Source organism: Pelomonas dachongensis (assembly GCF_043555865.1).
GTDB classification, from domain to species: Bacteria; Pseudomonadota; Gammaproteobacteria; order Burkholderiales; family Burkholderiaceae_C; genus Pelomonas; species Pelomonas dachongensis.
Genome location: NZ_JBIGHY010000006.1, coordinates 243313 through 263949 on the forward strand (window position 1 = coordinate 243313; position 20637 = coordinate 263949).

At 68.2% G+C, this 20637-nt stretch carries 27 protein-coding genes; 21 read left to right on the top strand and 6 right to left on the bottom strand.

What is annotated here, in order from left to right; translation table 11 throughout:
* The first annotated feature begins 61 nt into the window (after nucleotides 1–61).
* The 11 genes from ACG02S_RS17570 to tatC all read left to right on the top strand — a co-directional run bounded on the left by ACG02S_RS17570 (nucleotide 62) and on the right by tatC (nucleotide 5782).
* The gene (locus ACG02S_RS17570; protein ID WP_394471774.1) at nucleotides 62–748 is read left to right on the top strand and encodes a response regulator; all 687 of its coding nucleotides are present in this window, start codon (nucleotides 62–64) and stop codon (nucleotides 746–748) included.
* A 9-nt stretch (nucleotides 749–757) separates the two neighbouring features.
* On the top strand, nucleotides 758–1384 hold the full coding sequence (slmA, locus tag ACG02S_RS17575; RefSeq protein ID WP_394471775.1) for a nucleoid occlusion factor SlmA: 627 nt from the start codon (nucleotides 758–760) through the stop codon (nucleotides 1382–1384).
* 13 nt (nucleotides 1385–1397) lie between these two features.
* On the top strand, nucleotides 1398–2264 hold the full coding sequence (locus ACG02S_RS17580; protein WP_394471776.1) for an ATP-binding protein: 867 nt from the start codon (nucleotides 1398–1400) through the stop codon (nucleotides 2262–2264).
* Complete coding sequence (locus ACG02S_RS17585; protein ID WP_394471777.1) at nucleotides 2261–2689, top strand: NUDIX domain-containing protein; 429 nt, start codon at nucleotides 2261–2263, stop codon at nucleotides 2687–2689. The genes ACG02S_RS17580 and ACG02S_RS17585 overlap by 4 nt, the downstream gene beginning before the upstream one ends.
* A gap of 5 nt (nucleotides 2690–2694) precedes the next feature.
* Complete coding sequence (gene hisI, locus ACG02S_RS17590) at nucleotides 2695–3090, top strand: phosphoribosyl-AMP cyclohydrolase (RefSeq protein ID WP_394471778.1); 396 nt, start codon at nucleotides 2695–2697, stop codon at nucleotides 3088–3090.
* A complete protein-coding gene (locus tag ACG02S_RS17595) occupies nucleotides 3087–3422 on the top strand; it encodes a phosphoribosyl-ATP diphosphatase (RefSeq protein WP_394471779.1) in 336 nt (111 codons plus the stop codon). The genes hisI and ACG02S_RS17595 overlap by 4 nt, the downstream gene beginning before the upstream one ends.
* Before the next feature lie 12 nt (nucleotides 3423–3434).
* Entirely contained in the window at nucleotides 3435–3797 is a 363-nt protein-coding gene (locus ACG02S_RS17600) for a DUF4870 family protein (protein WP_394471780.1), read from the top strand.
* A gap of 13 nt (nucleotides 3798–3810) precedes the next feature.
* On the top strand, nucleotides 3811–4158 hold the full coding sequence (locus tag ACG02S_RS17605) for a histidine triad nucleotide-binding protein (RefSeq protein ID WP_394471781.1): 348 nt from the start codon (nucleotides 3811–3813) through the stop codon (nucleotides 4156–4158).
* Nucleotides 4159–4266: 108 nt separating this feature from the next.
* Nucleotides 4267–4503, top strand: a complete 237-nt coding sequence (tatA, locus tag ACG02S_RS17610; RefSeq protein ID WP_394471782.1) for a Sec-independent protein translocase subunit TatA — start codon at nucleotides 4267–4269, stop codon at nucleotides 4501–4503.
* 11 nt (nucleotides 4504–4514) lie between these two features.
* Nucleotides 4515–4991: a Sec-independent protein translocase protein TatB gene (gene tatB, locus ACG02S_RS17615; protein ID WP_394471783.1), complete on the top strand. Its 477-nt coding sequence runs from the start codon at nucleotides 4515–4517 to the stop codon at nucleotides 4989–4991.
* Nucleotides 4988–5782 (top strand): twin-arginine translocase subunit TatC, encoded by a 795-nt coding sequence (tatC, locus tag ACG02S_RS17620; RefSeq protein WP_394471784.1) that lies wholly within the window; start codon nucleotides 4988–4990, stop codon nucleotides 5780–5782. Before tatB ends, tatC begins: the two co-directional genes overlap by 4 nt.
* A 10-nt stretch (nucleotides 5783–5792) precedes the next feature.
* Here the strand turns inward: tatC and ACG02S_RS17625 are convergent, their stop codons facing one another.
* Nucleotides 5793–6983, bottom strand: a complete 1191-nt coding sequence (locus ACG02S_RS17625) for a S1C family serine protease (RefSeq protein WP_394471785.1) — start codon at nucleotides 6981–6983, stop codon at nucleotides 5793–5795.
* A gap of 17 nt (nucleotides 6984–7000) precedes the next feature.
* Between ACG02S_RS17625 and ACG02S_RS17630 the strand changes: the two genes are divergently transcribed.
* Nucleotides 7001–7747, top strand: coding sequence for a Nif3-like dinuclear metal center hexameric protein (locus ACG02S_RS17630; RefSeq protein ID WP_394471786.1), 747 nt, complete (start codon nucleotides 7001–7003; stop codon nucleotides 7745–7747).
* Nucleotides 7748–7762: 15 nt separating this feature from the next.
* On the opposite strand, the gene ACG02S_RS17635 is transcribed toward ACG02S_RS17630, so the two are convergent.
* Nucleotides 7763–9577 (bottom strand): rhamnogalacturonan lyase B N-terminal domain-containing protein, encoded by a 1815-nt coding sequence (locus ACG02S_RS17635; protein WP_394471787.1) that lies wholly within the window; start codon nucleotides 9575–9577, stop codon nucleotides 7763–7765.
* 168 nt (nucleotides 9578–9745) lie between these two features.
* Here ACG02S_RS17635 and pdxA point away from each other — a divergent pair, with 168 nt between their 5' ends.
* A complete protein-coding gene (gene pdxA, locus ACG02S_RS17640) occupies nucleotides 9746–10768 on the top strand; it encodes a 4-hydroxythreonine-4-phosphate dehydrogenase PdxA (RefSeq protein WP_394471788.1) in 1023 nt (340 codons plus the stop codon).
* 21 nt (nucleotides 10769–10789) lie between these two features.
* Nucleotides 10790–11443: an energy transducer TonB gene (locus tag ACG02S_RS17645; protein ID WP_394471789.1), complete on the top strand. Its 654-nt coding sequence runs from the start codon at nucleotides 10790–10792 to the stop codon at nucleotides 11441–11443.
* Nucleotides 11444–11446: 3 nt separating this feature from the next.
* Here the strand turns inward: ACG02S_RS17645 and ACG02S_RS17650 are convergent, their stop codons facing one another.
* On the bottom strand, nucleotides 11447–12238 hold the full coding sequence (locus ACG02S_RS17650; protein ID WP_394471790.1) for a substrate-binding periplasmic protein: 792 nt from the start codon (nucleotides 12236–12238) through the stop codon (nucleotides 11447–11449).
* 48 nt (nucleotides 12239–12286) lie between these two features.
* A complete protein-coding gene (locus ACG02S_RS17655; protein ID WP_394471791.1) occupies nucleotides 12287–12841 on the bottom strand; it encodes an NUDIX hydrolase in 555 nt (184 codons plus the stop codon).
* A gap of 32 nt (nucleotides 12842–12873) precedes the next feature.
* On the opposite strand from ACG02S_RS17655, the gene maiA reads away from it, so the two are divergent.
* Complete coding sequence (gene maiA, locus ACG02S_RS17660) at nucleotides 12874–13509, top strand: maleylacetoacetate isomerase (protein ID WP_394471792.1); 636 nt, start codon at nucleotides 12874–12876, stop codon at nucleotides 13507–13509.
* Nucleotides 13499–14227 carry a purine nucleoside phosphorylase YfiH/LACC1 family protein gene (locus tag ACG02S_RS17665; protein ID WP_394471793.1) on the top strand — a complete coding sequence of 243 codons (729 nt, stop codon included), beginning with the start codon at nucleotides 13499–13501 and terminating at the stop codon, nucleotides 14225–14227. The genes maiA and ACG02S_RS17665 overlap by 11 nt, the downstream gene beginning before the upstream one ends.
* Here the strand turns inward: ACG02S_RS17665 and ACG02S_RS17670 are convergent.
* Nucleotides 14147–14545, bottom strand: coding sequence for a hypothetical protein (locus ACG02S_RS17670; protein ID WP_394471794.1), 399 nt, complete (start codon nucleotides 14543–14545; stop codon nucleotides 14147–14149). The two genes, ACG02S_RS17665 and ACG02S_RS17670, sit on opposite strands and share 81 nt — an antisense overlap.
* Before the next feature lie 61 nt (nucleotides 14546–14606).
* On the opposite strand from ACG02S_RS17670, the gene phaC reads away from it, so the two are divergent.
* The 5 genes from phaC (at nucleotide 14607) to ACG02S_RS17695 (ending at nucleotide 19026) form a co-directional block, all read left to right on the top strand.
* The gene (gene phaC, locus ACG02S_RS17675; protein ID WP_394471898.1) at nucleotides 14607–16229 is read left to right on the top strand and encodes a class I poly(R)-hydroxyalkanoic acid synthase; all 1623 of its coding nucleotides are present in this window, start codon (nucleotides 14607–14609) and stop codon (nucleotides 16227–16229) included.
* 19 nt (nucleotides 16230–16248) lie between these two features.
* Nucleotides 16249–17433, top strand: coding sequence for an acetyl-CoA C-acetyltransferase (locus ACG02S_RS17680; protein ID WP_394471795.1), 1185 nt, complete (start codon nucleotides 16249–16251; stop codon nucleotides 17431–17433).
* Between the two features lie 31 nt (nucleotides 17434–17464).
* Entirely contained in the window at nucleotides 17465–18202 is a 738-nt protein-coding gene (gene phbB, locus ACG02S_RS17685; protein ID WP_394471796.1) for an acetoacetyl-CoA reductase, read from the top strand.
* A 114-nt stretch (nucleotides 18203–18316) separates the two neighbouring features.
* Entirely contained in the window at nucleotides 18317–18571 is a 255-nt protein-coding gene (locus ACG02S_RS17690; RefSeq protein ID WP_394471797.1) for a helix-turn-helix domain-containing protein, read from the top strand.
* Nucleotides 18520–19026, top strand: a complete 507-nt coding sequence (locus ACG02S_RS17695; RefSeq protein ID WP_394471798.1) for a nucleotidyl transferase AbiEii/AbiGii toxin family protein — start codon at nucleotides 18520–18522, stop codon at nucleotides 19024–19026. The genes ACG02S_RS17690 and ACG02S_RS17695 overlap by 52 nt, the downstream gene beginning before the upstream one ends.
* 61 nt (nucleotides 19027–19087) lie before the next feature.
* Here ACG02S_RS17695 and lysS read toward each other — a convergent pair whose 3' ends face one another.
* On the bottom strand, nucleotides 19088–20605 hold the full coding sequence (lysS, locus tag ACG02S_RS17700; RefSeq protein ID WP_394471799.1) for a lysine--tRNA ligase: 1518 nt from the start codon (nucleotides 20603–20605) through the stop codon (nucleotides 19088–19090).
* Nucleotides 20606–20637: the final 32 nt, after the last annotated feature.

The following is a 20637-nucleotide window of genomic DNA, read 5'->3' on the forward strand; positions in this document are numbered from 1 at the left end:
TTCAGGGGTATCCTCCACCCGCCAAGCGAAACACGCGTTACCCGTTGCCCCTGCTGACTCGATGACCTCCTTTTCGGTCCTGATTGTTGAAGACCAAGCCCGCTTCCGCGAAGGCTTCACACACGCGCTGTCCAGCGTGCCCGACATCGAGTTGCTGGGCATCGCGCCCGATCTGCCGCAGGGCCGGCGCATGTTCGACCAATTGCTGCCCGACGTGCTGCTGGTGGACCTGGACCTGCCTGGCGGCAGCGGCATCGAGCTGATCCGCCACGCCGCGCAGACGCGCCCGCAGTGCGAGGTCATGGTCATCTCCGTGTTCGGCGACGAGCAGCACGTGGTGTCGAGCATCGAGGCCGGCGCCACCGGCTACCTGCTGAAGGACAGCCTCGCGCTGGACCTGCCCGGCCAGCTGCGCTCGCTGCGCGCCGGCGGCAGCCCCATCAGCCCGATCATCGCGCGCCGATTGCTGACGCGCCTGGCGCCCGGCGCGCAGGGCAGCAGCGGCCCGTCGCCCGAGGCGATGGCTGCGGCGATGGCCGACGAGGAAGTCGTCGCGCTGTCCGAGCAGGAATCGCGCGTGCTGCATCTTGCGGCCAAGGGCTTCACGTTCGATGAGATCGCGCAGTTCATGCAGGTCTCGCCGCACACGGTGATGACCTACGTGAAGCGCGTCTACCGCAAGCTGCACGTGCGCTCCAAGGTCGAGGCGATCTACGAAGCGCGCCGGCTGGGCTGGCTGCGGGACTAGGTGCCCGTCATGGACGCCGACCTGCCGGCCGCCGCCGACTTCCCCAGCCCCGCGCCCAGGAAGCGCCCCAAGCCCGGCGAGCGCCGCACGCAGATCCTGCAGGTGCTGGCCGGCATGCTGGAGCAGCCCGGCGCCGACCGCATCACCACTGCCGCGCTGGCGGCCCGGCTGGACGTCAGCGAGGCGGCGCTGTACCGCCACTTCGCCAGCAAGGCGCAGATGTTCGAGGCGCTCATCGACTTCATCGAGAGCAGCGTGTTCGGCCTGGTCCACCAGGTCGTCGATGTGCCCCAGCCCATGCCGGGCCAGGCCGCGCGCATCGCCGCGCTGATCCTGCAGTTCGGCGAGAAGAACCCCGGCATGGCCCGCGTGATGGTGGGTGATGCACTGGTCTACGAGAACGAGCGGCTGACCGCGCGCATCAACCAGTTTTTCGACCGCATCGAGTCGTCGCTGCGCCAGGTGCTGCGCACAGCGGCCGAGGCGCAGGGGTCGCTGACGCCCACCGTGCATGCCAACGCGCAGGCGTCGGTGTGGGTCTGCTTCATCATCGGCCGGCTGCAGCGCTATGCGCGTTCGGGCTTCAAGCGGCTGCCGACGGAGCAGCTGGAAGCCTCGCTCAAGAGCATCGGCTAACTACACTGGCGGCATGTCCGCCGCTCTTGATTCCTTCCTCGCCCGCGCCGAGGGTCTGCTGACCCGGCTGGAGGCCGTGATGCCCCATGCCGCCACGCCGCCCGACTGGGCCGCGTCCACCGCGTTTCGCGCGCGCCGGCGGCATGGCGCGCTGTGCCTGGAGCCGGTGCGGGCCATCAGCCGCATCCGGCTTGCGGACCTGCAGGAGGTGGAGCCGCAGAAGGAAAAGCTGCTGCGCAACACGGCCCAGTTCGTCGCCGGACGGCCGGCCAACAACGTGCTGCTGACGGGGGCCAAGGGCACCGGCAAGAGTTCGCTGATCAAGGCCGTGCTGAATGAGTTCGCCGACCGCGGCCTGCGCCTCATCGAGGTCGACAAGGCCGACCTGGTGGATCTGCCGGACCTCGTCGAACAGGTCGCGGCACGCCCGGAGCGCTTCGTCGTTTTCTGCGATGACTTGAGCTTCGACGAAGGTGAGGCCAGCTACAAGGCGCTGAAGAGCGTGCTCGATGGATCGGTCGCGGCCGCCAGCGACAACGTACTCATCTACGCGACCAGCAACCGTCGCCACCTGCTACCCGAGAAGATGGTCGACAACCTCGCCGGCACGCGGGGCGAGCACGGCGAGATCCACCCCGGCGAGGCGGTGGAGGAAAAGATCTCGCTGTCCGAGCGCTTTGGGCTGTGGATCAGCTTCTACCCGTTCAGCCAGAACGAGTACCTGGCCATCGTGGCGCAGTGGCTGCGCCATTTCGGGCTGGATGACGCGGCCATCGAGGCCGCGCGCCAGCCGTCGCTGGTGTGGGCGCTGGAGCGCGGCTCGCGTTCGGGTCGGGTGGCCTACCAGTTCGCACGTGACCTGGCGGGGCGCGGCGAATGAACGAGCCGCGTCCCATCACGGAAGTTGCCGTCGGCGTGCTGGTGAAACCTGACGGCCAGTTCCTGCTGACCTCCCGCCCCGAAGGCAAGGTCTACGCCGGCTATTGGGAGTTCCCGGGTGGCAAGGTCGAACCGGGCGAGAGCGTCGAGCAGGCCCTGGCGCGCGAGCTGCGGGAGGAGATCGGCATCCAGATCGGCGCCGCACACCCGTGGCAGACGCTGGTGATGGACTATCCCCATGCCCGCGTGCGGCTGAACTTCTGCAAAGTGTTCGACTGGACCGGCGAGTTTCAGATGCTGGAGGGTCAGCAGATGGCCTGGGCCGCGCTGCCGGTGCACGTGAAGCCGGTGCTGCCCGGCACCATCCCCGTGCTGCAGTGGTTTGCCACCGAACGCGGGCATGCCGGCCCGACTCACCTAGACTGACTCCAATGAACAGCAGTTGGCTTGATGAAGTGAAGTGGGACGACAAGGGCCTGGTGCCTGTCATCGCCCAGGAGCAGGGCACGGGCGACGTGCTGATGTTCGCGTGGATGAACCGCGAGGCGCTCAGCGCCACCGCCGAACGCGGCCAGGCGGTCTACTGGAGCCGTTCCAGGGGCAAGCTGTGGCACAAGGGCGAGGAGAGCGGCCACTTCCAGCAGGTGCACGCCATCCGCATGGACTGCGACAACGACGTCGTGCTGCTGACCATCACGCAGCTGGGCCACGAACCCGGAATCGCTTGCCACACGGGCCGGCACAGCTGCTTCTTCCAGAAGCTGGAAAACGGTGCCTGGAGTGTGGCCGAGCCCGTGCTGAAGGACCCCGCCAGGATTTACGAATGAGTGACGACATCCTCCGCCGCGTCGGCGCGGTCATCGACAGCCGCAAGGGTGCCGACCCGGGCACCAGTTACGTCGCCAAGCTGTTCGACAAGGGTCTGGACAGCATCCTGAAGAAGGTCGGCGAGGAGGCCACCGAGACTGTCATGGCGGCAAAGGACGTGCAGACGGGCGGTGACCCGCACAAGCTCGTCTACGAAGTGGCCGACCTGTGGTTCCACAGCCTGGTCGCGCTGGCGCATTTCGGCCTGAAGCCCGAAGACGTGCTGGCCGAACTGGCACGGCGCGAAGGCCTGTCCGGCCTCGCAGAATTTGCGTCCCGCACGCAGGATTGAAACGGAGTCAGCATGCAACCCGGAAACCTTGACGTCGTCCCCGCGGTCGACACCCAGCAGCTGCAAAGCCTGCGCACCCTGACGTTGGTGGTCTATCTCCTCTACGCGGTCGGCCTGTTCACCGGCCTGCCGGCGCTGATCGGCATCATCGTCAACCATGTGAAAGTGGGCGACACCGAGGGCACGATCTACCGCAGCCACTTCAGCTGGCAGATGCGCAGCTTCTGGTGGAGCCTGCTGTGGGCCATCGTGGGCTGGGTCACCGTCTGGATCGGTGTGGGCTTCGTCATCCTGGCCGCCAACTGGATCTGGCTGGTCTACCGTCTGGTGCGGGGCTTCCTGAACTGGAACGACGGCAAACCCATGCCCGTCTGAACGAGGAATCGACGTGTCCCACGACCCCAACTGCATCTTCTGCAAGATCGTCGCCGGCCAGATCCCGAGCCGCAAGGCCTACGAGGACGACGACGTTCTTGCCTTCCACGACATCAACCCCTGGGCGCCGGTGCACCTGCTCATCATCCCCAAGCGCCATATCGCGTCCATGGCCGATGTGACGCAGGCCGACGGCCCGCTGCTGGGCAAGATGGCCGCGCTGGGCCCCCGGCTCATGAAAGAGCTGGGCGTCACGGGGGGCTTTCGCCATGTCATCAACACCGGTCCCGATGGCGGTCAGGAGGTGTATCACCTGCATCTGCATGTGATGGGCGGACCTCGCCCGTGGTTGAAAGGCTGAGTTCCGCCCCGACCTAGGGCTTGCGTACGGCACAAGCTGCCGGCAATCCGCGCGGTGGTGTCACAGGCGTCACCTAGAATTTGAGCCAGTCCTCAAGGAGTCAACATCATGGGTTCATTCAGCATTTGGCACTGGCTGATCGTGCTGGTCGTCGTCATTGCCATCTTCGGCACCAAGAAGCTGCGCAACGTCGGCTCCGATCTGGGCGCCGCCGTCAAGGGCTTCAAGGACGGTGTGAAGGACGGCGGTACGGCCGACGACCCGCAGGTGCCGCCCCAGCAGGTCACCGCCAACAAGGTCAACGACCCGAACACGGTCGACGTCGACGCCAAGACCAAGTCCTGAGCTGACACCGAGTGCTGGATTTCGGCTTTGACAAGCTCGCGCTGATCGGCGCGGTGGCGTTGATCGTCATCGGCCCCGAGAAGCTGCCCCGCGTCGCCCGCACGGTGGGCACGCTGCTGGGCAAGGCGCAGCGCTATGTGGCCGACGTGAAGGCCGAGGTCAACCGCTCCATCGAGCTGGAGGAACTTCAGAAGATGAAGTCCCAGTTCCAGACGGCGGTCAGCGACGTCGAGCAGAGCGTGCGCCAGGAGGTCAACTCCGCCACGCAGGCACTGAACCAGACCTGGAGTGACGTGACCGCTGACGGCACGTCGTACGAGGCCAGCCTGCAGACGCCGACGCCCGAGTACCGGCATCCGAAGAAGAACTGGCGCCTGAAGCGCGGCGCCACGCCGCTGTGGTTCAAGCAGAAGGCCGGCGTGAAGCGACATACCCAGTCGGGAGCCGCCCGGGTGGCGCGCTTCCGGCCCCCAGGCCTGAACCGATGAGCTCCTTCCAGAAACCCGACCACGACGAACTGGCGGGCACCGAGCAGCCCTTCGTCGCGCACCTGATGGAGCTGCGCGACCGACTGCTGCGTGCGGTCATCGCGATCGCCGTCTGCTTCGGCGCGCTGGCCGTCTACCCCGGCCCTGGTGCGCTGTACGACCTGCTGGCGGCGCCGCTGGTGGCCCACCTGCCGGCTGGCACCACGATGATCGCCACGAACGTCATCGCGCCGTTCTTTGTGCCGGTCAAGATCACGCTGATGGCGGGCTTCATGCTGGCGCTGCCGGTGGTGCTGTACCAGGCCTGGGCGTTCATCGCACCCGGCCTGTACTCCCACGAGAAGCGCCTGGTGCTGCCGCTGGTGGTGTCGAGCACGCTGCTGTTCTTCGCCGGCGTCGCGTTCTGCTACTTCTTCGTCTTCGGCCAGGTCTTCAAGTTCATCCAGAGCTTTGCGCCCAAGAGCATCACCGCGGCGCCGGACATCGAGGCCTACCTGGGCTTCGTCATGAACATGTTCATCGCCTTCGGCGCCGCCTTCGAGGTGCCGGTGGTGGTGGTGGTGCTGGCCCGCATGGGCATCGTGCCGGTCGAGAAACTGCGCGAATGGCGCGGCTACTTCATCGTCGGGGCCTTCGTCATCGCAGCCATCATCACGCCGCCTGACATCGTGTCCCAGCTGGCGCTGGCCATCCCGATGTGCCTGCTCTACGAGGTGGGGCTGCTCGCCGCGACGTACCTCGGGCGAGGCGCCGTGAAACCGGCCGCAGGCGAAGAGGCCGCCGAGCCCTGATCAGTCCTCTTCAGTCTTCTTCGTTCAGCTGCCGCGGGCGCTGTTCGACGGCGAGCTGAAAACTCAGGGCCTTGCCGGCTCGCTGCACGGCCACTTCGACCCGGCTCTTGGGCGGCAGCGCGGCCACGCTGGCCAGCAATTCGGCCGGCGACGTCACTGCATGGTCACCCACGCGCGTCAGCAGGTCGCCTGGCTTGATGCCGGCACGGGCGGCGGGCGCATCTGTGATCACGCCGCCGATCAGCACGCCCTTGACGTCGCCCAGGTTCAGCGCCTCGGCCAGCTCCGGCGTCAGCTCGCGCGTCTGCACGCCGATCCAGCCGCGTGCTACGGAGCCGTCCTTCAGGATGGCCGTTGCCACCTGACGGGCCACGTCCACGGGGATGGCGAAACCGATGCCCAGCGAGCCGCCGCTGCGAGAGAAGATGGCTGTGTTGATGCCGATGAGCCGGCCGTCGGCATCTACCAGTGCACCGCCCGAGTTGCCGGGGTTGATGGCCGCGTCGGTCTGGATGAAGTTCTCGAAAGTGTTGATGCCGAGCTGGTTGCGGCCCAACGCGGACACGATGCCCGAGGTCACCGTCTGACCGACGTTGAACGGGTTGCCGATGGCCAGCACCATGTCGCCCACCTGCAGGCTGGCTGCGTCACCCAGCGCCACGACGGGCAGATCGCGCAGGTCTATCTTCAGCACGGCCAGGTCGGTCTCGGGATCGGTGCCGACCAGCGTGGCACGCGCCTGGCGGCCGTCGGTGAGCTGCACTTCGATGTCGGAGGCGCCGTCAACGACGTGGTTGTTGGTCAGCAGCACGCCGTCGGCCGAGATGATGACGCCCGAGCCCAGCCCGCGCTGCGGCGCACCGCGCGGCTGGCGCTGGCCAAACGGGAAGTTGAACGGGAAGCCGTGCTCCTGTGCGCGATTCGCGGCGCGCGGCGGCGCCTTGCTGGCGGTGATGCTGACGACAGCCGGTGACGCGGCGCGTGCGGCCTGGGCAAAGCCCGTTCGCAAGACCGAGGCTGCGGGCGACGGCGGCGCGGGCGGCAGTGCGATCTCCCGGGCGGTCGCGGCCGTCACCGGAGGCGGCGCGTCGCGCCAGCGGCCCTGCTGCAGCCACTGCGGCTTCAGCGTCGCGATGACGAAGAGCACGCCCAGCGCGACCGTCACCGCCTGCGCGAAAATCAGCCAGAGCCTTTTCAACACCCCACACCCCTCAAGCCATGACCGACCGCGCCGCGCTGGAGCGCCATCTGAACCAGATGCTGGAGCCCTCGCGCTTCAAGGATTATGGGCCGAACGGTCTGCAGGTCGAGGGCCGAGCGGAGGTCAACCGGCTGGTCTGCGGGGTCACCGCGAGCCTGGCGCTGATCGACGCCGCCGTGGAAGCGCGTGCCGATGCGATCCTGGTCCACCACGGCCTGTTCTGGCGCGGCCAGGACGGGCGCGTGACGGGCTGGATGAAGCATCGGCTGGCGCAGCTGATCCGCCACGACATCAACCTGTTCGCCTACCACCTGCCGCTGGATGCGCACCCCGAGCTGGGCAACAACGCGCAGCTGGGCAAGCGCCTGGGATGGACGGCGGAGGCGCGCTTCGGCGATGCCGAGCTGGGCTTCATCGGGTCCACCGCGCCGACCACGCTGGATGCACTGGCCGCGCAGCTGCGCACGCTGACCGGCCGTGAGCCGGTGCTGGCGTTGGGCGACGGCCGGCCGCTGCGCCGCGTGGCCTGGTGCACGGGCGGCGCGCAGGGCTACTTCGAGGCGGCGATCGCGGCCGGCGCCGACGTGTTCATCACCGGCGAGATCTCCGAACCCCAGGCCCACTATGCCCGCGAGACGGGCGTGGCCTTCATCGCCGCCGGCCACCACGCGACCGAACGCTACGGCGTGCAGGGCGTCGGTGCCCAGGTCGCTCAGGACCTGGGCCTGGACTGGCAGTTCATCGACGTGGACAACCCCGCTTGAGGGGCTGCCGCAGGTTCACTGGCTGAAGTCCAGTGCATCGATGGACACGCCCGGGCTCAGGTAGGTGGTGCCGGACGAGCCGCTGATAACGTTGATGGTCATCGTGTTCGTGCCGGCCACCAGCGCGCTGGCGGGCAAGGTGAAGCTGTAGGTCGTGTTGTTGCCGCGGTAGGTGCCCACCGTCAGGGTGCGCGTGCCGGGTTGCGTGGAAGGCGACGGGTTGGCCGCAGTCCAGTTGTTCACGGTGATGCGCGGGCGTCCGCCGGCAAAGGCGGTGGTGATGCCGATGCGCACGGTCGAGTCCTTCAGCTGCGCGGCGCTCAGGTTGAACTGCACCACCTGCGCGTCGTTCACGCTCTTCCACAGGTAAGCCGGGAAGGCCGTGTTGCCCGAGCTGCCGACGACGAAGCTGCCGGGCACCCAGCTGGCCATGCGCACGTCGGAGGGATGCATCCAGGTGAGCTTGTCGCCGTTGCGCAGCTCGGCGGGCGAGCCGTCCCAATTGCCGATGCGCCACAGCGATGTGGTGGCTGCCGGGTCGGCATTGATGGTCAGCGTGTTCAGCGTCGTCGTGCCGCCGGCGTTGACGGTGACACTGCCGGTGTAGACGGCGAGTTCGTTCTTGTAGACCTTCAGCGTGTAGGTGCCCGGCAGCATGCCGGTGCTCTTGAAGAAGCCGTTGCTGGCCAGGTTCGCGCCGGCCCAGTACTGCGCCTGGTTGTTCGAGAAGCCCACCGTGTAGGTGTTGCCCGCCACCGTGCCGGCCAGCCCCACGCCGGCCACCGTGCCGCGGCCCGAGGCGGGCACATAGCCTTGCAGGCCCATCACCGAGAACCAGCTGGTGTCGGGTGCGGTGGGCGCGCTGCCGTTGGTGAACACCAGCGTGTAGCTGTTCAGCACGCCCATGCGGTAGGCCTCGGTCTGCGCCTCGCCGTAGTTGACGATGTAGGTCAGCTCGTTGTCGGTGCTGGTGATCTGGTTGAGCAGGCTGCGGTAGAACGGCCCGCCGGAGCTGCCTTCGTGGTTGTCACGGTAGAACCACAGGCCCACGGTGCCGGCGCTGTTGCGGCCGCCGAAGAAGCTCCAGTCCTTCACGCGCATGTTGGCGTAGTGCTTGGAGCGCGTCTGCCCGGCCAGGCTGCCGGAGGAGAAGCCGAACACGTCGCCGGACTCGATGGTGGTGTCGGTGCCGCGCAGGTCCTGGGCCCAGCTGCCGCTGGGCGTCAGGCCGCCGGGCAGGCCCGCAGCCGGGCCGCTGGACAGCACACCCACCGGCACGCGCAGGATGTATCGCACCAGGTTCAGCGTGTCGGGCTCCTGGGTGAAGTGCGTGGCCATGTAGATGCGCGGCTCACCCGCCTTGGCCAGGTAGTAGTGCTTCAGCACGCCACCGGTGCTGCTGTTGCTGGTGACGGTGATCTTGATGTAGCTGCCGCCGCTGACGACACCGTTCTGCGCCGTGGAGGCCGGCGTGGCTGCACCGGTGGCCGAGACCATCTCGGCGCTGACGCTGACGGCCGACACGTTGCTGTACAGGAAGTCGAAGCCCGAGTTCAGCTGCGAGCCGCGCGACGCGTTCTGGTACTGCGCGCCGTTGTAGACCAGGCTGGAGATGTCGCCCGCGGACTGCGTGCTGACGCCGTTGTCGTAGGCCCGGATCTTGAAGACCAGGCCGGCATTGGTGTCCACCTCGTACTGCGGCTGGGCGGCATTGCCGCTGTCCCAGCGCGTGGTGATGCTGAACGCGGCCTGGGCCAGCGGTGCGGCCGTGGCCAGCACGGCCGAGAAGAGGCCGGCGACGAGTTGTCGCCAACGACGGGAATCGAACATGTTGTCTCCTTGGTGTGGTGGACTGCAGGCCCGTTCCCGCGTCCGGTTTGGAATGCTCGTTGCAGGCAGTCTAGGAAGCGGCCTCGCGGCGCACCGCTCATTCGGATGAGTGTTGCGAGGCGGTGTGGCGCGCGGTCCACGCGGGTTTGCATGGCGACAATGCGCTGAATGACCACTGCGCTGCCGCTGTTGCTGACCCAGGGCGACCCCTGCGGGATCGGCCCCGAGATCCTGGCCCGGCTGTGGCTGGCTGACACGCCGGCGCATGCGCCGCGCGATGCCGTCATCGTGGCCGACGTGCAGGTGATGCGCGCCGCGCTGGCGCGCCTGGGCGGCGGTCTGGCCGTCGCCGAACTGGACAGCCCGCTGGCGCTGCACCGCGTGCCGCCACACTGCCTGCCGGTCTGGCAACCGCCGGGGCTGCCGCCGGGGCTCGCCGACCTGCCGCTGGGCCGCGTGGACGCGCGCGCCGGTGCTGCAGCCGCGCGCTGCATCGAGGCGGCCGTGGCCGAGATCCAGGCCGGCCGGGGCCGTGCGCTGGTGACCGCGCCCATCCACAAGGAGGCGCTGCACGCGGCCGGCTCGCCCCACCCGGGCCACACCGAGATGCTGCAGGCGCTGGCCGGCCAGGATGGGCAACTCAGGCCGGTGCGCATGATGCTGGCCAACGAGGAGCTGCGTACGGTGCTGGTGACCATCCATTGCTCGCTGCGCGACGCCATCGCGCGCGTGACGCGCGAGGCCGTCCTGGAGACCCTGCGCATCACCGGCACGGCGCTCAGGCGCATGGGGCTCGAAGCGCCGCGCATCGCCGTGGCGGGCTTGAACCCGCATGCGGGCGAGGGTGGCCTGTTTGGCGACGAAGAGATCCATCACATCGCTCCCGCCATCGCCGACGCGTGCGCCGAGGGCTGGGACGCCACCGGCCCCTACGCGCCTGACACCGTCTTCATGCGCGCGCGCCGTGGCGAGTTCGACGTCGTCGTCGCGATGACACACGACCACGGGCTGATCCCCGTCAAGTACCTGGGCGTGGAGCACGGCGTCAACGTGACGCTGGGCCTGCCGTTCGTGCGCACCAGCCCCGACCACGGCACCGCCTTCGACATCGCCGGCCGCGGCGTGGCCGATCCGGCCAGCCTGGCCGCGGCACTGAAGATGGCGCGTCGGCTAGCATCTGCGCAGACATGAGCACAGGCCAGGGAGGCCGACATGCAGATGATCAGGAGAGCGCTGACGACTGCCGCGCTGATGGTCTTCGCCGGCGCGGCGGTGTCAGACGACAGCTACCGCGTCACGGCCGTCTTCGATACGTTGTTCGATGCGCAGGGGCAGGTCGCCGGTCTGCGGCCCCATGACCAGTCGGCGTATCCCGCCGCCTTCTGGGAGGTCGTGCGCCAGCGCGTCGGACTGCTGCGCATCCCACCGCCCACCGACGCCGCCACCGGGCGCCCCGCGACGCTGAGCACCGGGTTGTACGTGACCTTGCAGGTGACGCCGGACCGGCAAGGCAACGGCGTGCTGAAGATCGTCGATCTGGACGTCAAGCCGCTGGTGCTGCAGCAGGTGCACGCCGCGTTTCCGCCCGAACTGGTTCGCAGCGCCGGGTGGACCGGGGCCGTGCAGGCGGAATGCGTGGTCGGCACCGACGGGCGCTGTGGCGACGTGAAAGTCAAGGCACTGCCCGGCATGCCGCAATCCTTGCTGCGCTGGGCTCGGGACACGATGGAGCTCTGGGAGTTCGAGCCACCGCGCCTGAACGGCCGGCCCATCATGGCGCCGACCCGAGCGAGCTTCGAGCTGGAGACCCCCGACATCGCCCCAGTGAACTTCATCGAACGCGGCAGCGGGCAGTTCCGCTGGTGAGCCTCACCCGGCCGTGACCGGTTTGTCCACACCCCAGCGGCGGTACAGCTCCGCGGCGTCGGGGCCGCGCAGCCAGCGCTCGACGGTCTGGTCGTAGCGCTGCGCGAGCGCCTCGCCCGACGCGCTGCGTGCGAAAGCCATGTGGCCGTGCAGCACGTCCAGCGGCGGCGAGCATCGCGTCAAGGCGTCACCGAGATTCAGCCGTTGCAGCACCGGCAGGCAGTTGCGGTCGTTGGCGGCGAACAGCTCCACGCGGCGGCGCGCCAGCATCTGCAGGCCGGACTCGACGTTCTGCACCCAGGTCAGCTGCGCCAGCGACGGCTTCAGCCGCTCGAACCGGCTGCCGTAGGCCCAGCCGCGCACGGCGGCCACGGGCACCTGCGCCAGCTCGGAGAACTCGCCGCTCCAGCGCGACTCTTCGCCGCGACGTGCGTACCAGGCCATGGCGTCCGAGTAGAACGAGCGCACGCTGAACAGCATGCGCGCCTCGCGCTCCGGCGTGCGGTAGGGGCCGATGAGGATGTCGGCTTCCCCTTGCTCGACCATCAGCTGCGCACGCGACCACGGCACCCACTCGCAGCGCACGCCGTCACCGAACATCTGCCCGAGCAGGTCCACGGCCAGGCCTTTGGGCGGTTGGCCCTCGGTGCCCTCGAAGATGCGCGAGAACTGCGAGCCCACGGCGCGCAACGGCGGTGCCGCCGGCGTGCCCGGCGCCGCAGCCGCCGACCCGGCCATGGCCAGCCCGCCCATCCATCCCAGCCCCGTCTTGCACCACGCGCGTCGTGTCGGCATGTCGGCCTCCCTTGCGTCCTTGGGGATGAGCGGATGATGCGCCCGAGTTCAGGCGATGTCGATCTCGTGCAGCCCGTATCCGCGGCCGGCGCGGCGATCGTCGAAGAAGCGAAGCAGCGTCTCGCGCGTGGTCTTGAACGCGATCTCGTCCCACGGGATCTCTTGCTCGGCGAACAGCTGCGCCTCCAGCGATTCGGGGCCGGGGTTGAAGTCCGGCGAGCGCAGCGTGGCGCGGTAGAACAGGTGAACCTGGCCCACGCGCATCACGTTCAGCACGGTGTACAGCCCGCCCATCTCGATGTCGGCGCCGGCTTCCTCGTGCGTCTCGCGCAGCGCGCCCTCGGCGGTCGTCTCCCCGAGCTCCATGAAGCCGGCGGGCAGCGTCCACAGGCCGCGGCGCGGCTCGATGGCGCGGCGGCACAGCAGCACGCGGCCGTCCGCCTCCCACACCGGCAGCGTGCCCACCACGTTGAGCGGGTTCTGGTAGTGGATGGCGTGGCAGGCCGGGCACACCGCGCGTTCGCGGCTGTCGTCGGCCGGCACGCGCAGCTCCACTTCGGTGCCGCAGTTCGGGCAGTGCTTGAAGGGCGTGGGGAAGGGCATGCGCGGAGTTTAGAGGTCGCAAAATGACAGCCATGAAGCTGCACAACTACTTCCGCTCCAGCGCCTCGTGGCGCGTGCGCATCGGCCTCGCGCTGAAGGGCTTGAGCGCCGACTACGTGTCCGTCCACCTGCAGAAGAACGAACAGTTCGCCGGCGCCTTCGCGCAGCGGCAGGTGTCGCACCTGGTGCCGGCGCTGGAGCTGGACGACGGCCACTGGCTGAGCCAGTCGCTGGCCATCCTGGAGTACCTGGACGAGACCCATCCCGCGCCGCCGCTGTTGCCGCGCGACCCGTTCGAGCGCGCCCAGGTGCGCGCGCTGGCCATGGACATCGCCTGCGACATCCACCCGATCAACAACCTGCGCGTGCTGCGCTATCTGAAGAGCGACCTGGGCCACGAGCAGGCGCAGGTCGACGGTTGGTACCGCCACTGGGTGGCGACCGGGCTGGCCATCGTCGAGCAGCGGCTGGCGCAGACCGCAGGGACCTTCTGCTTCGGCGATTCACCCGGCCTGGCCGACTGCCTGCTGGTGCCGCAGGTCTACAACGCGCAGCGCTTCGAATGCCCGCTGGACGCCTACCCGACCGTCATGCGCATCAACGCCGCCTGCCTGGCGCTGCCGGCGTTTGCGGACACCCGTCCCGAGGCCTGCCCCGATGCCGGTTGATGCGAACTGGCTGCGGCCGGACTGGCCGGATCGCCGCGCCTTCATGACCACGCGTGGCTTCAACTGCGGCCGCAAATCGGGCGACGCCGACGAGGTTCGCGCCCACCGCGCCGAGTTGCAGCGGCTGCTGGGCGCGCGGCCCATCTTCCTGGACCAGGTCCACGGTGCCGACGTGGTGCGGCTGCAGCGTGACTGGCACGACGACAACGCGCCCTCCGCGGATGCTGCCGTGTCCACCGACCCCGAGCTGGCCGTCGCCATCCTGGTGGCCGACTGCCTGCCGGTGCTGTTGAGCGCACCCGGTGGCGTGGCGGGCGCGCATGCGGGCTGGCGCGGCCTGGCCGCAGGCGTGCTGGAGCGCACGGTCGCCGCGCTGTGCGACGCCAGCGGCTGCGCGCCGCGCGACGTGCAGGCGTGGCTGGGCGCCTGCATCGGCCCCGAGGCCTTCGAGGTCGGACCCGAGGTGGTGACTGCCTTCGGCCGCGAGCCGATGGCGCACGACCAGCCCGGCTTTCTGTACCGGCCCAATCCGCAGCCTCGCTGGCGCGCGGACCTGACCTTGCTGGCTCGCGAACGGCTGATGGCCGCCGGTGTCACCCGAATCAGCGGCGGCGGCTGGTGCACGCTGACCGATGATTCACGTTTCTTCTCGTTCCGGGGCGAGTCCCTGGGCCGGCCCCGGGGGCGCATGGCCGCCTGCGTCAGCCTGGGCCGCTAGTTCCGCGGCCTGTCGCCTGCGCCTGCGCCCCGGCGTACCCAGGATGTAGAGCAGCAGGCCCAGCGGCAGCACGCCGTACAGCATCAGCGTGACGAACGCGCCGAACAGCGTGCCCTGCGGGCTGATCGCTTCGGCGGCGGCCATCATCAATGCAACATAGGCCCAGGCGATGGCGATGAGGTACATGAGGGTCTGTTGACCTTTGTCATTGGCATGTCGGCACATGCGGGTACAACCACCGCTGCTGCCGGGATGTGGCAAGCTTATTGCAATGGTCTTTCGCAAGACCGGCTCGACGGAGAGTTCCAGGAGATTCATGGCTACTCGCAAGAAGAATGATGCACCGCCCCCGGCGGACGGGCAGGTCTTTTCGGACCTGATGCAGCAGGTGGCGCAGCTGCCGCAGATCTCTCCGCTGACGCTCGCCGAGCTGCAGGCCGGCTACCTGCAGCAGGCCACCGCGCTGTGGAACGCCTCGCTGGGCCAGGCAGAGGCTCCGGCACTCGGCGACCGCCGCTTCGCCGCGCCCGAATGGCGCTCCAGCCCGGCGACCCATTTCATGACCCAGCTCTACCTGCTCAACGGCCGCACGCTGCAGCAGATGGCCGCGGCCGTGGAAGCCGACGACAAGACCAAGGCGCGCATCCGCTTCGCGGTGCAGCAGTTCGTTGACGCCGTGTCGCCCAGCAACTACCTGGCGCTGAACCCCGAGGCACAGAAGCTGGCGCTGGACAGCCAGGGCGAGACGCTGACGCGCGGCCTGCAGCAGCTGTGGGGCGACTTGCAGCGCGGCCATGTGTCGCAAACCGACGAGAGCGCCTTCGAGGTGGGCAAGAACGTGGCCACGACAGCCGGCCACGTCGTCTACGAGAACGACCTGTTCCAGCTCATCGAGTACGCGCCGCTGACCGCGCAGGTGAAGGCGCGCCCGCTGCTGATGGTGCCGCCCTGCATCAACAAGTACTACATCCTGGACCTGCAGCCGGACAACTCGCTGATCCGCTACGCGGTGGCCGAGGGCAACCGGGTGTTCGTCGTCAGCTGGCGCAACCCGGACGAGTCCGTGAAGCACCTGGGCTGGGACGACTATGTCGAGCAGGGGGCCATCCAGGCCGTTCGCGTGGCGCAGGACATCTCGGGTCAGGCCCAGATCAACACGCTGGGCTTCTGCGTCGGCGGCACGCTGCTGGCCACCGGCCTGGCCGTGCTGGCCGCGCGCGGGGAACAGGCCGCGGCGAGCCTGACGCTGCTGACCACGCTGCTGGACTTCGAGGACAACGGCGTGCTGGACATCTTCGTCGACGAGGCCAGCGTGCGGCTTCGCGAGGCGACCATCGGACCCGACGCGCCCAAGGGCCCGCAGCTGCTGCACGGCCAGGAGCTGGCCACCACGTTCAGCTTCCTGCGGCCCAACGACCTGGTGTGGAACTACGTCGTTGGCAACTACCTGAAGGGGGAGGCGCCGCCGCCGTTCGACCTGCTGTACTGGAACGGCGACTCGACCAATCTGCCGGGGCCGATGTACTGCTGGTACCTGCGCCACACCTACCTGCAAAACGAGCTGAAAGCGCCGGGCCGGCTGACCGTCTGCGGCGAGAAGCTGGACCTGACCCTCATCGAGGCGCCGGTCTACATCTACGGCTCGCGCGAGGACCACATCGTGCCCTGGCACGCCGCCTACCGCAGCACGCAGCTGATGAAGGGCAAGAAGCGCTTCGTGCTGGGCGCGTCGGGTCACATCGCCGGCGTCATCAACCCGCCGCCCAAGCCCGGCAAGCCGCCCAAGCGCAGCCATTGGATTGGCAAGGGTGCCGCGCTGCCGGCAGACGCCGATGCCTGGCTGGCCGGCGCCACCGAGCACGCCGGCAGCTGGTGGCCCGACTGGTCCGCCTGGCTGGCCTCGCACGCCGGTGCGGCCAAGGCCGCGCCCAAGGCGCCCGGCAGCCGCAAGTTCAAGGCGATCGAGCCCGCGCCCGGTCGTTACGTCAAGGTCAAAGCCTGATCATTTCCTAGGAGACACCATGAGCCAACAAGACATCGTCATCGTCGCCGCCGCGCGCACCGCCATCGGCAAGTTCGGCGGCACGCTCGCCAAGACGCCCGCCAGCGAGCTGGGCGCGGCCGTCATCCAGGACCTGCTGCGCCGCACCGGGCTGGCGGGCGAGCAGATCAACGAGGTCATCCTGGGCCAGGTGCTGACGGCCGGCGTGGGCCAGAACCCCGCCCGCCAGGCGGTCATCAAATCGGGCCTGCCGAACGCCGTGCCGGCCATGACCATCAACAAGGTCTGCGGCTCGGGCCTGAAGGCCGTGATGCTGGCTGCGCAAGCCATCCGTGACGGTGACAGCGACATCGTCATCGCCGGCGGGCAGGAGAGCATGAGCCTGAGCCCGCACGTGCTGCCCGGCTCGCGTGACGGCCAGCGCATGGGCGACTGGAAACTGGTGGACACCATGATCACCGACGGCCTGTGGGACGTGTACAACCAGTACCACATGGGCATCACCGCCGAGAACGTCGCCAAGAAGTACGGCATCACCCGCGAGCAGCAGGACGCGCTCGCGCTGGGCTCGCAGCAGAAGGCGGCCGCCGCGCAGGAAGCCGGCCGCTTCAAGGACGAGATCGTGCCGTTCACCATCCCGCAGAAGAAGGGCGACCCGGTCGTCTTCGCCGCCGACGAGTTCATCAACCGCAAGTCCACCGCCGAAGCGCTGGCTGGGCTGCGTCCCGCCTTCGACAAAGCCGGCAGCGTGACCGCCGGCAACGCGTCCGGCCTGAACGATGGCGCGGCCGGCGTGATGGTCATGACCGCTGCCAAGGCCGCCGCCCTGGGCCTGACGCCGCTGGCGCGCATCGCGTCGTACGCGTCCGCCGGCCTGGACCCGGCGTTCATGGGCATGGGGCCCGTGCCCGCCGCACAGAAGGCCCTGGCGCGCGCCGGCTGGAAGGCCGCCGACCTGGACCTGCTGGAGATCAACGAAGCCTTTGCGGCCCAGGCCTGCGCCGTGCACAACGAGATGGGCTGGGACACGAGCAAGGTCAACGTCAATGGCGGCGCCATCGCGCTGGGCCACCCGATCGGGGCCAGTGGCTGCCGCGTGCTCGTCACGCTGCTGCACGAGATGGTCAAGCGCGACGCCAAGAAGGGCATCGCCTCGCTGTGCATCGGCGGCGGCATGGGCGTGGCCCTGACCGTCGAGCGCTGATACCCTCATTCACCACAACAGGAGACATCCAATGAGCCAGAAAGTTGCCTACGTCACGGGCGGCATGGGTGGCATCGGTACCGCCATCTGCCAGAAGCTCGCCAAGGCCGGCTTCAAGGTCATTGCCGGTTGCGGGCCGAGCCGCGACTACCAGAAGTGGCTGGACGAACAGAAAGCCCTGGGCTACAGCTTCCACGCGTCGGTCGGCAACGTGGCCGACTGGGACTCCACCGTCCAAGCCTTCACCAAGGCCGTGCATGAGCATGGCGTCATCGACGTGCTGGTCAACAACGCCGGCATCACGCGCGACCGCATGTTCCTGAAGATGACGCCGGAGGACTGGAAGGCCGTCATCGACACCAACCTGAACTCCATGTTCAACGTGACCAAGCAGGTCGTGCCGGGCATGGTGGAGAAGGGCTGGGGCCGCATCATCCAGATCAGTTCGGTCAACGGCGAGAAGGGCCAGGCCGGCCAGACCAACTACTCCGCCGCCAAGGCCGGCATGCACGGCTTCACGATGGCCCTCGCCCAGGAAATGGCGGCCAAGGGGGTGACGGTCAACACCGTGAGCCCCGGCTACATCGGCACGGACATGGTCAAGGCCATCAAGCCCGAGATCCTGGAAAAGATCGTCGCGACCATTCCAGTCAAGCGCCTGGGCACACCCGAGGAAATCGGCTCGGTGGTGACCTGGCTGGCTGGTGAGGACAGCGGCTTCACAACCGGCGCGGACTTCTCCTGCAACGGCGGCCTGCACATGGGGTGATGTTTGGATGGTGCTCCCTGTGTTTCTCATTCTGTTCAATTTCTATGATTTGACTGAAATGAGATTCATAAGCCATCCAAAGCGCCATTCAGCAGTCTGGCGGTCAACGCCCAGTTGACCGAACTCGGCGCGCGTATCCGCGCGCAGCGCCAGCGCCAGAGGGTTTCGGCGACCCATGCGGCCGAGGCCGCTGGCTTGTCGCGTGTGACCCTGCATCGCATCGAGCGCGGCGAGCCATCGGTGACCATGGGCAACGGTGTAGTCCTTCTCGGTCCTTTCCCCCCTATGGAGAGACTAGAGGTGGCCGCCGAGGGGTCATGGGCGGCCCGGCGGGATTGGCGGCCATCACTCGGCCCGGCGCCGCGCTGAGGCCGGTGCGCGACCTGCGCGCCGACCAGTACGGCCTGCGCACGCTGGTGGGTGAGGGCGGGGTGCCCATCAAGTTCGAGATCGTGCTGGAAGCGCGCATCTCCTTCGACCGACCCGGGCCGAGTGACGTCATCGCAGGCGTGGCCGGCCTGATGCCACTGGACTTGGCGGCCACCAAACTGCTGCCCCTGACCGATCGCTGGCGTGATGACGGCGTCTTCAGCCGCGACCTCATCGATCTGGCCATGATGCAGCCGGATCGGTCACTGCTGCGCGCGGCCATCGAGAAAGCGGCCCAAGCCTACGGGGACAGCGTCGAAACCAGCCTGAACAAGGCGGTGCAAGACTTGCGCGAGCGCCCCCACCGGCTCGATGCCTGCATGGGGGCGATGCAGATGACGACGCTGTCCAAAGCCCAGTTGTGGGCCCGGATCAAGGCGCTGGAAAAGCGCTGAAGGTCAGGCTTCCCAGGGCAGCGCCGCAGGGATCACGATTCCCGGCGCAAGGCCGGAAGGATCAGGACTCCCGGCGCAAGGCCGGGAAGAGGATCACGTCGCGGATCGACGGCGAGTCGGTGATCAGCATCATCAGCCGGTCGATGCCGATGCCGCAGCCACCCGTCGGGGGCATGCCGTACTCCAGCGCGCGGATGAAGTCGGCGTCGAAGTACATCGCCTCCTCGTCGCCGTCGTCCTTGTTGGCGACCTGAGCCTGGAAGCGCGCTGCCTGGTCCTCGGCGTCGTTCAGCTCCGAGAACCCGTTGGCGTACTCGCGGCCGGTGATGAACAGCTCGAATCGCTCGGTGATCTTGGGGTCGGCGTCCGACGCGCGGGCCAGCGGCGAGACCTCGACCGGATAGTCGATGATGAAGGTGGGCTCCCAGAGCTTTTCTTCGACCACGGCCTCGAACAGGCCGAACTGCAGCTCGGCCAGGCTCCACCGGGCGGGCGCTTGTTCACCTGCGGCAATGATCTTCGCGCGCAGCACCTCGGGGTTGTCGGCCTCCTCGCCCGTCAGGCCGGCGAACTGGATCAGCGAGTCGCGCACCGACAGGCGCGTGAACGGCTTGTCCAGCGCCACCGGCTTGCCGGCATAGGTCAGCGCGGCGCTGCCGGTCGCGGCGATGGCCGCGTGGCGCAGCACGGCTTCGGTGAAGTCCATGATGTCGTGATGCGTCCAGTAGGCCGCATAGAACTCCATCATCGTGAACTCGGGGTTGTGGCGGACCGAGATGCCTTCGTTGCGGAAGTTGCGGTTGATCTCGAACACGCGCTCGAAGCCGCCCACCACCAGGCGCTTCAGGTACAGCTCGGGCGCGATGCGCAGGAACATCTCCTGGTCCAGCGCGTTGTGGTGCGTCACGAACGGCTTGGCATTGGCGCCGCCCGGGATGGGGTGGAGCATGGGCGTTTCCACTTCCAGGAAGCCGTGGTCCACCATGAAGCTGCGGATGGCGGACACGCCCTGGCTGCGCGCGACAAAGCGCTTGCGGGCCTCCTCGTCAGTGATCAGGTCGACGTAGCGCTGGCGGTACTTCTGCTCCTGGTCGGTCATGCCGTGGAACTTGTCCGGCAGCGGGCGCAGGCTCTTGGTCAGCAGGCGCAGCGTGGTCACGGCAACGGACAGCTCGCCGGTCTTGGTGCGCATCAGCGTGCCTTCGGCGCCCAGGATGTCGCCCAGGTCCCAGTGCTTGAAGGCGTCGTAGACCTCGGGGCCGACGTTGTCGATGGTCACGCGCAGCTGGATGCGGCCGGTGGCGTCCTGCAGCGTGCAAAAGCTCGCCTTGCCCATCATGCGCTTGAGCATCATGCGGCCGGCCACGCTGACCTTGACGGCCTGCGGCTCCAGCTCCTCGTTGGGCATCTCGCCGTACTGCGTTTGCAGCGGCAGCGCCCGGTGCTGGGGCTTGAAATCGTTGGGGAAGGGCACCGCTGTGGCGGCCCGCAGCGCGGCCAGTTTGCCGCGGCGCTCGGCGATCAGTTGGTTGTCGTCTGCCTGAGCGGGGAGGGCGGGGGTCGGAGTGGCTTGAGTCATTGCGGGCCTTGGTGAATCCGCGATTTTAGAAT